10 protein-coding genes and 2 tRNA genes are annotated in these 13,682 nt (G+C 50.2%); 5 read left to right on the forward strand and 7 right to left on the reverse strand.

Going from position 1 to position 13,682, the window contains the following annotated elements:
* Positions 1-114 precede the first annotated feature (114 nt).
* The 3 genes from H6F93_RS11545 to H6F93_RS11555 form a co-directional block, all read right to left on the reverse strand.
* Positions 115-186, reverse strand: a tRNA-Thr gene (locus H6F93_RS11545).
* 83 nt (positions 187-269) lie between these two features.
* A tRNA-Tyr gene (locus H6F93_RS11550) sits at positions 270-354 on the reverse strand.
* Between the two features lie 287 nt (positions 355-641).
* On the reverse strand, positions 642-1,238 hold the full coding sequence (locus H6F93_RS11555) for a hypothetical protein (RefSeq protein WP_190680834.1): 597 nt from the start codon (positions 1,236-1,238) through the stop codon (positions 642-644).
* Positions 1,239-1,539: 301 nt separating this feature from the next.
* Between H6F93_RS11555 and H6F93_RS11560 the strand changes: the two genes are divergently transcribed.
* Together H6F93_RS11560 and H6F93_RS11565 are read left to right on the forward strand one after the other, a co-directional pair.
* Positions 1,540-2,568 carry a glycosyltransferase family 2 protein gene (locus H6F93_RS11560; RefSeq protein ID WP_242043409.1) on the forward strand — a complete coding sequence of 343 codons (1,029 nt, stop codon included), beginning with the start codon at positions 1,540-1,542 and terminating at the stop codon, positions 2,566-2,568.
* 155 nt (positions 2,569-2,723) lie between these two features.
* Positions 2,724-4,667 (forward strand): alpha/beta fold hydrolase, encoded by a 1,944-nt coding sequence (locus H6F93_RS11565; protein WP_199313642.1) that lies wholly within the window; start codon positions 2,724-2,726, stop codon positions 4,665-4,667.
* 39 nt (positions 4,668-4,706) lie between these two features.
* Here the strand turns inward: H6F93_RS11565 and H6F93_RS11570 are convergent, their stop codons facing one another.
* A complete protein-coding gene (locus H6F93_RS11570; RefSeq protein ID WP_190680835.1) occupies positions 4,707-4,973 on the reverse strand; it encodes a hypothetical protein in 267 nt (88 codons plus the stop codon).
* Here H6F93_RS11570 and H6F93_RS11575 point away from each other — a divergent pair.
* From H6F93_RS11575 to H6F93_RS11585, 3 genes are all read left to right on the forward strand, one after another.
* Entirely contained in the window at positions 4,972-7,344 is a 2,373-nt protein-coding gene (locus H6F93_RS11575) for a PAS domain-containing protein (protein WP_190680837.1), read from the forward strand. The genes H6F93_RS11570 and H6F93_RS11575 overlap by 2 nt on opposite strands.
* A 287-nt stretch (positions 7,345-7,631) precedes the next feature.
* Positions 7,632-8,099, forward strand: coding sequence for an NfeD family protein (locus tag H6F93_RS34630; RefSeq protein ID WP_190641611.1), 468 nt, complete (start codon positions 7,632-7,634; stop codon positions 8,097-8,099).
* 92 nt (positions 8,100-8,191) lie between these two features.
* Positions 8,192-9,061 (forward strand): SPFH domain-containing protein, encoded by an 870-nt coding sequence (locus tag H6F93_RS11585; protein ID WP_190680840.1) that lies wholly within the window; start codon positions 8,192-8,194, stop codon positions 9,059-9,061.
* A 20-nt stretch (positions 9,062-9,081) separates the two neighbouring features.
* On the opposite strand, the gene folP is transcribed toward H6F93_RS11585, so the two are convergent.
* The 3 genes from folP to H6F93_RS11600 all read right to left on the reverse strand — a co-directional run bounded on the left by folP (position 9,082) and on the right by H6F93_RS11600 (position 13,447).
* Complete coding sequence (gene folP, locus H6F93_RS11590) at positions 9,082-9,939, reverse strand: dihydropteroate synthase (RefSeq protein ID WP_190680842.1); 858 nt, start codon at positions 9,937-9,939, stop codon at positions 9,082-9,084.
* A gap of 5 nt (positions 9,940-9,944) precedes the next feature.
* Entirely contained in the window at positions 9,945-11,969 is a 2,025-nt protein-coding gene (locus H6F93_RS11595; protein WP_190680844.1) for a WD40 repeat domain-containing serine/threonine-protein kinase, read from the reverse strand.
* A gap of 197 nt (positions 11,970-12,166) precedes the next feature.
* Positions 12,167-13,447 (reverse strand): aminotransferase class I/II-fold pyridoxal phosphate-dependent enzyme, encoded by a 1,281-nt coding sequence (locus H6F93_RS11600; RefSeq protein ID WP_190680846.1) that lies wholly within the window; start codon positions 13,445-13,447, stop codon positions 12,167-12,169.
* Positions 13,448-13,682: the final 235 nt, after the last annotated feature.

Below are 13,682 nucleotides of genomic sequence, written 5' to 3' on the forward strand. Positions count from 1 at the left end.
TGCGTCTATCCTACAGAGGAATTTGTTGAATGTCCTACTCTTTTCATGACAAAAGGTTTAGTGATATACCCTCGCTGAACCTTTTGTTACCTAATCTTCAACCGCAAGGGAATAAGCCCGTGACGAGGATTGAACTCGTGACCTCACCCTTACCAAGGGTGTGCTCTACCACTGAGCCACACGGGCAAAAGCCAGTCTTGAGTGCTGAATTTTGAATGATGAGAGGCGTGACCTACTCACAACTCAAAATTCATAGCTCTCGACTTTCGTGGTGGGCCGGGCTGGATTTGAACCAGCGTAGGCGTAGCCAGCGGATTTACAGTCCGCCCCCATTAACCACTCGGGCACCGACCCGCCCAATCCACGATTACTGATAGTAGCACAATGTTCTTGAAAACGCAGCCCCCCATCTAAAATTTCTTTCTACAACTCAAATCGAAACTGCCCGGGAGGGGAGCTTAACCTGTCTACGGTAGGGCAAACAGCTTCTCAGTAACCTCTAGAAGTCGCTTTTTAAAGCGTGAGTGGTGGCGCAGCTTTGCCGCGCCGCCACTCACGCAAGAGGTTTAGGGATGGTCTAATAGGGGCGAACGGATGCTTGCTAGAAAAAAGCAGAACCGTTCTCCACAGTCTCTTAGACGTTAGATGTCAAAAGAGTCACCGTTAGCGAGGAAAATCACCTCATCGACGTTGTAGGTCGGTTCAGTCAACAGTGTTTCTCGAATTGCTTCAAACAAGGAGTATTGGTTGGCACTACTGAGACTTTGAAAAGCTTCTTCGCCACGGGGGGCATCTACCTCGAAGTTGATTTCAGCTTCCTGGCTGGACTGATCGACATTCACCTCATAGCCTGTGATGCCGACATCCTGCCCTTGATAAGCCTGCATGATTTGATCAACTGCACCCTCAACCGGCTCGTCAGCCCCTAATAGCACTGACTGTGGCACTAGCTCTTGAGTCTGTGGGTCTGGGATATAAACGACCGCAGGCTCATATTCCCTGGTAATAGAACTGTCTATGTCTGGTGTCCCAGACGGTGTTTCAGTTTCAGTCGCTTGTGCGATTTCAACCGGATTAGCGATCGCTGACAGCGGTAAATTTAGAGCAAGTGCGATCGCTACAAACAACGGTATTAAAATCTTGACCAAAAACCCCTGATTCGATTCAGCTTCCCGCTGCTCTTGGGGAATAGATACAGCAATTGCAATTGCAGATAGCTTTCTAAAATCTTGTTTCATATAACACCCTCCCGAATGCTTACTCGTTTTACAGCAGATAAGCAACTTTACCTAAGCGTTCTCAGACTTTAGCCAGAATGTAGACACAACGTCATCTGAGCAAGGAGTGATACTTTGTTGTAAAACGAGACTTCTACTGTGCTGCTTTAGTTTCCTTTTGGCGAGGAAGTTGGCTCCGACCACACAATTCTTTAAGGGTGCTAACTGAATCTCAACCTTAAGGGACTTGCCGACCCTGATGAAGTTGACTAGCCTTATGAATGGACTACTTCTTAGGTAAGACTTTTGGAGCTGTAGCCGCATGACTCCCGTTCAAAGCGATGAGCCAATGAATCAGCCCGTTGACGAAAAGTTCTTGCCTCCTGTGTCTGTCATTATCCCCATCTACAATGGCGAAGCGGACTTGCCCGATTTGCTTAACTGTCTTTGGGCACAGACCTATCCAGCCAGTCAAGTCGAATATTTGCTCGTTGATAATGGAAGTGGCGATCGCACCCCTAATTTGCTGAAAGCTGCCGTGCAGACCAGTGGCGATCGGGGCATTACTCTGCGCTATTTAAGTGAAACTCAAATCCAGAGCTCTTACGCCGCTCGCAACACTGGCGTTAGAGCAGCCAAAAGCGAAATTCTGGCGTTTACCGACGCAGATTGTCGTCCTCAACCCGATTGGCTAATTAACCTGATGCAGCCCTTTACTAACCCTGCGGTGGGTCTGGTTGCAGGAGAAGTTGTTGCGCTTCCCGGTACAACCCTCCTGGAAGAGTTTGCTGATCGCCAAGATACGCTCTCTCAAAAACACACCCTTGCCCATCCCTTCTTGCCCTACGGACAGACAGCTAATTTAGCGATTCGGCAGCAAGCTTTAGAAAAAGCAGGGCTATTTCGTCCCTACTTAACGACGGGCGGTGATGCCGATATGTGCTGGCGCATTCAGCAGCAGGGCAACTGGAAATTGGCTTTTGCAGAATCGGCAATCGTACAGCATCGCCACCGCGCTACCCTGTCAGAACTGCGCCGCCAGTGGCACCGCTACGGACGCTCAAACCGCTATTTGCATGAGCTACACGGGGTTAGTTTAATGCGAGAGCCAACCTCACGCGACTACTTCTACCGTTGGAGTCGCTGGTTCCTCAAAGAAATGCCTATCGCTGCTGTAAAAATTGCTAACCGGAAAGCTAACCTTGTGGACTTGATCAACACTCCTGTGGGCTTGATGTGCTGGCAGGCGCGATCGCAAGGTCAGCGAGAAGCAAGACTATCAGATGCAGCACGTCAGATTGAGTGGCTGCACCAAAATCAGTTTGAGCCACCTATCGAAGCCCCTGACTGAACCTATCGCTCTATAAACGCTGCTTTATGGGCAAAAGGCTACAGGAACAAGTAATACCAGATCACTTCTTAGATCAGGTCAGTTTATAAATCAGGACACTCTCAGTCCAGGTCAAAATTGCTTCGCTGCACTGTCCCGCTTTTGAGTAAAGTTCCGTGAATTCACTCCAGCATCAGTCTACTTCTCTCTTAGTGAAATTCAGACGCAGCCGTCTGGTTACTCTGCTCAAAACCTTACCCCAAAAGTCGCCTTCGCCCGCTCAACGGATGCAGCATGTCAAAAGACTAGGATATGGCTTAGCGCTAATGTTGGGGTGGGGCGTAGCGTCTCCGGGTCTGGCCGCTGAACGGTTGACGGTACGTCTGGGACCGATCGAACAATCAGTGACAATCAGCGACCTAGAAGAATTTGCCGCTACTGGAGAAATTCCGCCCAGTCTAAGCCTCTATACACCGCTGTTGACTGAAGATGTGCGGCAGGCTCTCAACAGCCGAATTCAGCTAGATCCAGATGTAGGCGATCGCCTAGTTGATGATTTGTTGGATTCTTCTGCCGGACAGCGGCTTTTGAGTACGCTGGAGGTGGCAATTCCTAACAGCACAGTAGAAGACCTTGAGGCAGCGCTCGTTGTGGCAGCACAGCAGGTGGATGGGCTGAGCTTGTTGGGCTTTTTGCGGGCCTATCCAGCGGAAACAGTGGTGGTTGATGGCAGTTCGGCGATCGCCCTGGCTTCTCAGATGAACCTGCCCTATTGGCAAAGCCAGGCCCTCAGCACCATCCTGGAGCGGGAACTCACCGTTGAAACGGAGCCATTTCAGCCGCCCTTTGACCCCACTGTTGGCGGAGACTATTGGGTGCGGCAGCAGACTCTAACATTTCACGATTATGAGCGATCGCGCACGATTCCCGTAGACCTCTACTGGAATCGTGATGTGATAGGACCACTGGTGATCATGTCTCATGGCTTTGGTGCCGATCGCCGCTTCATGGGTTATCTGGCTCGGCATCTAGCCTCTCACGGCATTGTTGTTGCTGCCTTAGAGCATCCGGGCAGCAACGTCGCCTGGTTGACCGGGCTGACGATGGGTGAGATGGGCAGTGGCAACCTGGCTGACATTTTGCCCCCTAGTGAATTTGTCGATCGCCCCCTGGACGTTAGCTTCCTGCTCGACGAACTGGAGCGGTTGAATCGTTATTCGCCTCTGCTCCGTGGACGGCTCAACACCGAACGAGCCACGATCATTGGTCATTCGCTGGGTGGCTACACGGCGCTGGCGCTGGCGGGGGCAGAATTAGACCTGGAGCATTTGCAGCAGTTTTGTGATGGGCGCAGTCCGGTTGGGCTATCTCCAGCAGATTGGCTGCAATGTACAGCGGCAGATTTAGACCCCAACAGCCAAACTGATTTTGAAGACCCACGCATTGCTCAAATCATTGCCCTCAATCCGGTAATGGGACGCATGTTTGCGGAGGCTAGCCTGGGTGAGATCACCGTTCCTACCCTAATTTTGACGGGAACTGACGATTCGATTACGCCTGCAGTCAGCCAACAAATCTTGCCCTTTGCTCAGATTCAGTCACCCAAGTACCTGTTGACGGCGATCGGCGGTACTCATCTGAGCATTGGCGACCCCGACAACCTCAACCATGACTTAACCGAAAGTCTATTTGTCCGAGAGCGGCGGGGCGAAGAAACGGAGCCGCTGCGTCAACTTTTGCGAGGCGTTAGTCTGTCGTTTGTGAAACAGATGACTCCTGAAGCGGACCGCTTCAGACCCTTTTTGTCGCCTGCCTATGTGCAGTCTTTTTCGACCCCGGATCTACGGCTGCGGTTCAACACGCAGCTTCCCGAAAACCTATCGAACTGGCTGAAGATGGCAGCACTGCCCCTGGAACAACTGGTTGCAGCAACTCTGCCTAAGCAGCAAGAAAATGTCTACATTGAAACGGGCTGTCGCAGTAATGTAGGCTGTCTGTTTATTCGGTTGCCGCTGGTTATGTTTATCTTGCCCAGAGATTTGCCGTTGGCGGGCAGTCAGCTATTTCGGCTAAATCGCCATAATCTTGCCCGAAAAACCCGAAAAACGGATAAACGATAGTTTGATGTGCTGATCACTACAGACTTACGTTGAAAACCTTTAATAGGTTTTACTTAAACGCATTGGACAGGAGTGGCAGTTGTAGCCAATGACCCGTGGCGCACAGCTAAAACGAATGACCAAAATCGTGATGAGATTGGCGATCGCCAATCTATAATTAAAGTTCCTTTTGTCGTCACTGGCTGCATCTAAAACTTCTAGGGGTGCTGATCTTACAAGCATTTGCTGTTCCCGCTTGAATCGAGAGTGGGCGAGACAAGTTGTGTGAACCTCCTGAATTTGGCTTTTTCCTGCGCGTAACATCATGACTTTCAATCTGCCGGGTGGAGAGCTAGTCAGACCAGTTGATTATCTGCAAGCATTTCTGGAACAATCCACAGACGCATTTATAGAGTATGACTCGGAGACTCGCTGTGTCGCCGTAAACCCTGCTGGCGCTGCTTTGTTGGGTTTACAGCCTGCTGCCCTGATGGGTAGGACAGTTCTGCAATGGTTGAACTGGGTCAATCGAGAGCAGTCAAACTCATTGCTCGACCCACATTGTCTACGCCTGGTCATTTCACAGGTGGCGATCGCCCTCCAGCAAGTTTTTAGCCAAAATAAACCGCTGCAATTTACCCACGAGGTGCCGTTAGCGGGAGGAACTCGGTTCTACGAAACGGTCTACACACCTGTTTTAGATGCGGCTGGGGCAGTTGTGCGCGTATTTAGTGTAGGGCGGGCGATCGCCAACCCACGCTCCTGTGCTAATTCTCGTGAGTCAGGGTCTCCGTCTAATCAATACGCGAATGGCGCCTTAGTTGAAAAGTCTGCCGACCAGCAGCTCGTAGAGATGAGCAAAAGCACGGCTCTGCTGCAACTCGTGTTAGACAACATTCCTCAGTGCATTTTTTGGAAAGATAGAAATCTGGTTTACCTCGGCTGCAATCGCAAGTGGGCTGAACTAGTGGGTGTGGGCGAACCCGAAAACGTACTAGGGCTGACTGACTTCGATTTACCCTGGACGGAGTCCGAAGCAAAGTTTTACCGGGAGTGCGATCGCCGAATTATGGAAACAGGCATTCCCCAGGTGCGGCTGTTGGAGTCACGACGGCAGGCAAATGGGGAAAATATCTGGCGCGAGACGAGCAAAATTCCCATTCGTGATGCAAGGGGCAATGTTATCGGCATCTTGGGCACGATGGAAGATGTCACCGACCGCAAAGGGGCAGAAAAAATGCTCCAGCAAAGCGAATCCCGCTTTCGAGAATTGGCACAGCGAGAAGCGTTGTTCAACCATCTGGCAAACCAAATCCGCAACTCGCTTGACCTGGACACGATTCTAGAAACGACGGTACACGAGATTCGCAATCTGCTAGCGAGCGATCGCTGCAACTTTGTCTGGTACTGCCCGGACCCCCAAAATCCTCACTTTGACTTGACCTATGAGGCGCGTGACTCAAGGTTGCCTAGCGTCATCGGTCGATATCCGATTGAAGATACGGATACGCCTTATCTGTGGGCGTTGACTCGATTTGAAACGGTGCGAGTCGATGATGTCAGGACTGATACGCTGCTTGATCCAACCATGCGAGATCGGTTTATTCGGCAGGGCTATTTCTCTCATCTCACCTGTCCAGTGCAGACTCGTTCTGGCAAGTTAGGGATTTTGACTTGCGTTCACTGTGGCTATTCGCGTCCCTGGAGCGACGATGAAGTGGAACTGTTGCAGTCGGTCGCCACGCAGTTGGCGATCGCCCTCGACCAGGCAGAACTATACGAGCGCAGCCAATCCGCCGCTGCTCAGGCTCAAGCCAAAGCAAAGGAGCTAAAGCAGACTCTGCGCGAACTTCAGCAAACGCAGACACAATTGATTCAAACTGAAAAAATGTCGAGTTTGGGGCAGCTTGTTGCAGGTGTCGCCCATGAAATCAACAATCCCGTCAATTTCATCTACGGCAACATTGCCCACACCAGCGACTATACGCAAACTTTGCTGAACGTGCTGCGGCTCTATCAACAGCACTACCCCGACCCGATTCCAGCAATTCAGGCTGAAATCAGCCGTGTCGATCTAGATTTCATCGTCAGCGACTTGCCCCGGATGATTGCCTCGATGAAGCTAGGAGCCGATCGCATCTGTCAAATCATCCTCTCGCTGCGAAACTTTTCTCGTCTGGATGAGGCTGAAAAGAAACCTGTCGATATTCACGAAGGCATTGACAGTACGCTGCTGATCTTGCAACATCGGCTCAAAGCTAATGCTGGCTATCCGGGCATTCAGGTGATAAAGCGTTACGGCAATTTGCCCCTGGTGGAGTGCTATGCAGGGCAACTTAATCAGGTGTTTATGAACATCATTAGCAACGCTATTGATGCGCTAGACATAGAAATTAAGGGAATCAAAAAGCGCTCTGTGCCTGATATCCCTCCTGTGATTCAGATTCAGACGGATGTTGTGTGTGGCGATCGCATCGCCATCCGCATCTCAGACAACGGCCCAGGAATTGCTTTGAAACACCGAAAGCAGTTGTTTGATCCCTTTTTTACTACCAAGCCTGTGGGTGCTGGAACAGGACTGGGTCTATCGATTAGCTATCAAATTGTGGTGGAGAGGCACGGTGGCTGTCTGACCTGCAATTCAGCTCCAGGGCAGGGAGCCGAATTCTTGATCGAAATTCCAACCCGTCAAAAATAAGACCGCGCAAGCAATTTTGAATCTGTCACGTCCTCTCGCAAGCCGTAATTCTAGCTAGGTACACTGTATTTACATACAGTTAAAAAAAATTAATTGTAAGGGTGTGTGTCTAACTAATTTGAAGCAGTTGCTCTGCTAGGTTTCCAGTATGGATTGAATTTGCGTAAATGATTTGCGTGGATTGATTTGCGTAACTTGAATCAGGTTATTACTTCATGCAAGGAATCTAGTGGGTTTGCTTTCTGGCAGACATCCTTCAGACTCGCTAAAAGGGAATGGGGGCTGCGGTGGATATTATTGATTTGATATCGGCTTTAGAAACTCACACCTTATGGTTGTTGAGCGGTTTAGTTTTCCTTGGGCTAGGAATGCTGGTTGGAGAACCTAGCCTCGCAGGGTTAGGAATTGCTGCCATTATTACGGCGATCGCCGCCTTGACTATTACCTCTTTCACCGTACAGCTACTGCTGTGGGGAGTGCTCGCAGTTGCGCTAGCCGTAGTGATGCAGGGCATGGTGCCGCGAGAAGCGAAAGACCTTACGCCCACCACCGAAGCTGAAGTTTCAGCACCAATTCCTAGTGGTGGAGTTGGCACGGTTGCCTATCAAGGGTCTCTGTGGAATGCTCGCTGTCAGATCTCGGACATGACAATCGCTGTTGGAGAAACCGTAAATGTCGTGGGTCGTCATGGCAATACGTTAATTGTTCTACCTGCAACCTTTCCTGATAGCCATATTTACGATCAAACAGTATAAATTAACAGTATGGGCTAGACACGATGGGCTAATTGTGTGTAACTCAGCGCTTGTTCATTTTGGCAGGCGATACCCCTCAGGAGATGATCCCTATGCAGTCAATTCTTGCTGCACTTGCTCTGCTCATTATTGGCTATACGGTCGGCTCTGTAAAAATCATCAACCAGGGAAATGAAGCGCTGGTCGAGCGGTTGGGGCGCTATCACCGCAAACTCATGCCGGGGTTAAACTTCATTGTTCCTCTGCTAGATACGATCGTTTGGGAAGATACAACCCGTGAGCAAGTTCTCGACATTGACCCGCAGGAGGCGATCACCAAAGACAACATTACGCTGCTAGTGGATGCGGTGATGTACTGGCGTATCCTGGAGCTACAGCAGACTTACTACGCAGTTGAAGACATCAGCAAAGCATTGATGAACCTGGTTATTACCAGTCTGCGTTCTGAGATTGGACGGATGGAGCTAGAGCAAACCTACGCTTCTAGAAGTCAAATCAACCAGATTTTGCTGCAACAGTTAGATGAAGCAACTGCAACCTGGGGCGTGAAAGTTACCCGCATTGAAGTTCAAAATATTACCCTACCCGAAACGGTACGTGAATCGCTGGAGCTAGAGCGAGCAGCCGAAAGTAAGAAGCGGGCAGCAATCCTTGAAGCAGAAGGTGAAAAGCAGGCAGCAATTTCCGAAGCAGAAGGAACGGTGCAATCGATTGAGCTAATTTCTAATGCCCTCAAGTCTCAGAACAACACTCATGCTGTGTTGCAGTATCTCGTGGCCCAAAAATATGTAGATGCTAACTATAGGCTCGGACAGAGCAACAACTCTAAGATCATTTTCATGGACCCGAAAGCCCTAACTGAGGCAATGTCTGAGTTGATTGTGCCTGAACCTATCAATGAGCCTGATACCAATGGTTCAAATGGCAATGGTGGTAGTGGCAACGGATCCAGCCCTTCCTAAAGGTTCTACCGTATAGAAACTTAGGATCGCCAAATTGCATCCGCGACTTGGCAAACCTCATGCATCTCCTTCACATCGTGAACTCGGAGAATATCAGCAGCGCCAGCGATCGCCACACAGCAGGTGGCTGCCGTTCCCCAAACCCGTTGTTGTGGATCGGGTTGATTTAGAATGTGACCGATAAAGCTTTTGCGGGAGGTTCCTACCAGCAGCGGGTAGCCCAGCGATCGCACTTCTGGCAGTCGTCTTAAAATCTCCAGATTTTGAGCGCCTGTTTTGGCAAAGCCGATGCCTGGATCAAGAGCAATGTTGCTAGGGGAAATGCCCTGGGCGACTGCCAACTCCGCCTGCTTCTGTAAAAACTGGCGAATCTCGCCAATTAAATCCTGGTAGTCCGTCATCTGCTGCATCGTCTTGGAGTTGCCGCGAATGTGCATCAGAATCACGGGAACACCCAATTCTGCAACGGTGGGCAGCATTTCAGCATCATAGGTGCCGCCAGAAATATCGTTCACCACGTCAGCTCCCGCCAGAACCGCAGCACGAGCAACTGCGGCACGGGTAGTATCAACTGAAATCGGCGCTGACCGAACAGCATCCCCCGCTGCACCAGAACGCAACGCCTGAATTACAGGTACGACCCGATTAAGTTCTTCCTCCAGGGAAATTTGGTCAGCTTGAGGACGAGTAGACTGTCCGCCGATGTCCAAAATGTCGGCTCCAGATTCAAGCAAAAGAGTGGCTTGGGCGATCGCCGTCTCTAGCGTATTAAACTGTCCTCCATCGCTAAAGCTGTCGGGCGTGACGTTTAGCACTGCCATCAGATAAGTGCGTATCCCCCATTCAAAAGACTTGCCTCTAATCGCCCAATTTTGCATCTCAATTATTCCGGTAAGCGCCAAACAGAAATGACGGGGCGATCGCTCCCGCTGGCCATTTCACTCCAGTCTGGGCTAATTACAAAATAATTGATGTGAGTGCCATAGCCCGTCAACGTGCGAATTTCTTCACCCGTATTGAAATCCCACAGCTTGATCGTTTGGTCAGCACTGCCGCTAGCCAGCGTTTGCCCATCTGGACTAATTGCCAGAGAATTCACATAACCTGAATGTCCTATCAGCGTGCGAACTGCTTCACCTGTTTCCACGTTCCAAATTTTAATGGTCTTATCAGCGCTGCCGCTAGCGACTAACTGCCCATCTGGGCTGATTGCCAGCGCATTGATAAAGCTGTCATGTCCTGTCAACGTGCTGATTTCTTCACCTGTATTGATGTCCCAGATTTTGATCAGTTTGTCGGCACCCCCGCTAATTAACCGTTGCCCATCTGGAGTAACGACCAGCGCATTAATCGAGCTAGCATGTCCGGTGAGGGTGCGAAGTTCTTGACCCGTCGCAATCTCCCAGATTTTGATCGTTTGGTCAACACTGCCACTGATTAAATGGTGTCCATCTGGTGTAATCACCAGTGCATCGATGGGGCTAGTGTGTCCGGCGAGGGTGCGAAGTTCCTGACCCGTTGCAATCTCCCAGATTTTAATCATCTGGTCGGCACTGGTGCTGACGAGAAGGCGTCCGTCCGGTGTCACCGCTAATCGATTTACAAAGCTGAAATGGCCAGTCAGCGTGCGGATTTCCTCGCTCGTGTTAAAGTTCCAAATTTTAATCGTTTTGTCAGCACTGCCGCTAATTAGGGTTTGCCCATTGGAACTGAGAACTAGGCTGTTGACAAAGCTGGAGTGCCCTGTGAAAGTGCGGGTAATGGCGATCGCCTGATTTTCCACTCTCTGGCTATTGGCAATTAAAGGAAAAGATTGACGAGACTGCCAGAGCCAATATCCACCTCCTCCCAACAGCAAAATTAGTAGCCCGCCGCTCAACCATTGCCAAGTTCTCGACTTGGGTGGCGACTGATACACCGTTGGAATACTTAGAGGCAACAGGGCTGCTCCTCCCATTGAAGCGTAAGAAGCGTGAGATGCTCCGCCAGCAACTTCCTGAGAAGTTTGTGACAGTCGAGCCAAAATTTCTTGCGTGTCTTTGGGGCGATCGGCGGCTCTAGGAGCAATGAGTTGATCAATCAGTCCGGCTAACTGCGGCGAAATGTGGGGAGCATGATTACGCCAGTGAAATTCATTCTGGAGCGAATCATAAATGCCAGTGTCAGTTGGCTGCTTGCCTGTTAGCAGGTAAATAAAGGTGCGCCCCAACGCGTAGAAATCCGATTGAGGAACTGCTTGCCCCTGCTCTTGTTCAGGTGGTGTATAGCCAGCAGAACTGATGCGAGTTACGCCGCTAGTGCCGCCAAGCTGAGCCAGATAGGTATAGGTCATCTCTCTAGCTGCACCAAAATCAACCAGCACAAGCTGACCGCTAGAGCGCAGCATGATGTTTTCGGGCTTGATGTCGCGATGGAAATAATTTTTGCTGTGAACCAGGTGCAAAATTCCTACTATCTGCTGAAGCCAGTTAACAGCCTGCTTTTCACTAATGGGATTATTGCCCTGTTGCCGCATCCACTGGGTTAAATTTGGCCCATCAATTTTTTCCATGATGATGCAGTGCAGCGGCTCTACAGCGTTTCTTGGAAAAAACTGAAAGTATCCATCTGGCTCGATTTGCGGAATGCTGGGATGCTGAAGTTGGCTCAAGACGACGGCTTCTTGCTGAAACAGCGTTACCGCTTTGGGGTTGGTACTGTGACTTTCTTTAAGGACTTTGAGGATTTTGGGTGTACTACGCTCAAAGGCTTCATAAACTTTGCCAAATCCGCTCTTGTCGCTTAGCAATCGCATGACCCGATAGCGTCCCTGCAAAATCAGATCAGAGCCGCAGCTTTGGCAGAATTGATTGCCGTCATTGCCAGGATGGTCGGGCTGAAGACAGCGGGGGTTGATGCACAAACTCATAGCGGGCGGCGAAGTAGATTCCCTTCTCTAATACCCAATGTCTCACAAGCAACTGAGGATGGGACAAGAAAGGTAACAAAGCAATAAATTTAGCTTGTCAGGAGAAAATATTCTAGTCGAGGGGCGATCGCCCCTTCTAGAAGCAAATAGGGTGAGCATTGCCCACCCTACTGTTCATGCTAATTTAATGCCTGGACTTACGCACTAATAGTAGGTTTGTACAGTACTTCTCGCGTTGCTACCATGCTGGTAACCAGACGATCCATTTCTTCGCGGGTATGCAGCGAGTTAACAGTAATCCGAACTCGAGGCTTGGCGATAAACCAGATGGGCGACACCCACACCCCGTGATCGTTCATCAGCTTTCTGGCAAAGATTTTAGGATTAAGCTCAGGTGGCAGCAGTACTGGAAGCACGTTAGTTTCACCGATCGCCATAAAGTCATTTTCCTCCAGGCGCGATCGCAGATACTGAGTATTCTCCTGCAACCGCTTTACTAGTTCTGGAGTCTTCACCACTTGACGGATGCTCTCCAACGCAGCAGCAGTCGTTGGAGGGGGCAGCGAAATAGTGCCAATTGAGGTGGGTGAAACGTTGAGCAACGGCTTTAGCTCGGCAACATGGCTGCTAATCGCGGCTCCGGCAGAAGCCGCAAACTTGGAGAAAGTTGTCATGATCAGCGGCACAACGCCCCGCTCGATCGCCTGTTGTGGCAATAACCCAAAATGCTCATAGATGCCTCGACCTGTCGCGCCAAGTGCGCCGCTAGCATGGGCTTCATCCATCAGCAAAACGCTACCTTCGTAGTTTTGCATAATGCTGAGCATGTCGGGCAACGGGGCGATGTCGCCATCCATTGAAAAGACTGCGTCAGACACCACCAATATCCGGTCATCTGGACGGGCATATCGCTGGAGCTTGCGGCTGAGGTCTTCCATATCACAGTGGCGGTAAGCCCGTACCCGAACGCGGGGGCTATGCCCAAACAGCTTACCGGAGCGGGTGCCAGCATTGGCGATCGCCGACACAATGCAACCATGATTTAACACATCAGTTAGAATCAGCGTTTCGCGTGTATGCTGAAAGCCAGGCACCGGAATTGCCAGGTGGCAGAAGGCATCCATTAATGCCTGCATCGCCATCCAAGCATTGAGAAATAGCTGCGTATAGGGTAAATGTTTAAATGCTGAAATTTCATCTTCGAGCTGGCGGTGCAGGTCAATCCGACCGCTCAACACCGAAGTCGAACTATTAGAAGTGCCATACTTCAAAATTGCATCAATAGCAGCTTTTTGAACGGCTTCATTTTGAACTAGTCCCAACACGTCGTTGGTGCAGAAAGTGAGAACGGTGCGACGTTTGCCCGTCTCAGCCTCCTCAATTTCAACTAAGTTGCCCTGCTTGCCGTGACAAATATATTCATCAGGGTCAAGCCCACTTTCGTACCAACGCTGAACGTATTCCTTAATAACTTGCACAGTAAACTCCCCTCACCTTAGTTTCTTTAGGTAGCTTTTTGCCTCTGGCTTAACAGCAGATCGGTCAGGTAGGGTGCGCTACCCCGATCTGAAGTCAACGCGAGATGACAAGAGACATTCACAACCGTGATTGTGACATTGAACCCAATTGCTTGGCGACCTTCGGTATAAATTGAAGAGCCACCTATGACTCTGCCAGAAGTTGGCAAGCATGGCTGATAGCGTTAGTACAGTT

Origin of the sequence: Leptolyngbya sp. FACHB-671, assembly GCF_014695745.1 — a bacterium.
Classification (GTDB): domain Bacteria; phylum Cyanobacteriota; class Cyanobacteriia; order Elainellales; family Elainellaceae; genus JAAUTN01.

Coding starts and splice junctions, on each gene's coding strand:
- H6F93_RS11575 (WP_190680837.1), top strand. CDS start 4,972: ATGACTTTCAATCTGCCGGGTGGAGAGCTAGTCAGACCAGTTGATTAT.
- folP (WP_190680842.1), bottom strand. CDS start 9,939: ATGCAAAATTGGGCGATTAGAGGCAAGTCTTTTGAATGGGGGATACGC.
- H6F93_RS11585 (WP_190680840.1), top strand. CDS start 8,192: ATGCAGTCAATTCTTGCTGCACTTGCTCTGCTCATTATTGGCTATACG.
- H6F93_RS11560 (WP_242043409.1), top strand. CDS start 1,540: ATGACTCCCGTTCAAAGCGATGAGCCAATGAATCAGCCCGTTGACGAA.
- H6F93_RS11555 (WP_190680834.1), bottom strand. CDS start 1,238: ATGAAACAAGATTTTAGAAAGCTATCTGCAATTGCAATTGCTGTATCT.
- H6F93_RS11570 (WP_190680835.1), bottom strand. CDS start 4,973: ATGATGTTACGCGCAGGAAAAAGCCAAATTCAGGAGGTTCACACAACT.
- H6F93_RS11595 (WP_190680844.1), bottom strand. CDS start 11,969: ATGAGTTTGTGCATCAACCCCCGCTGTCTTCAGCCCGACCATCCTGGC.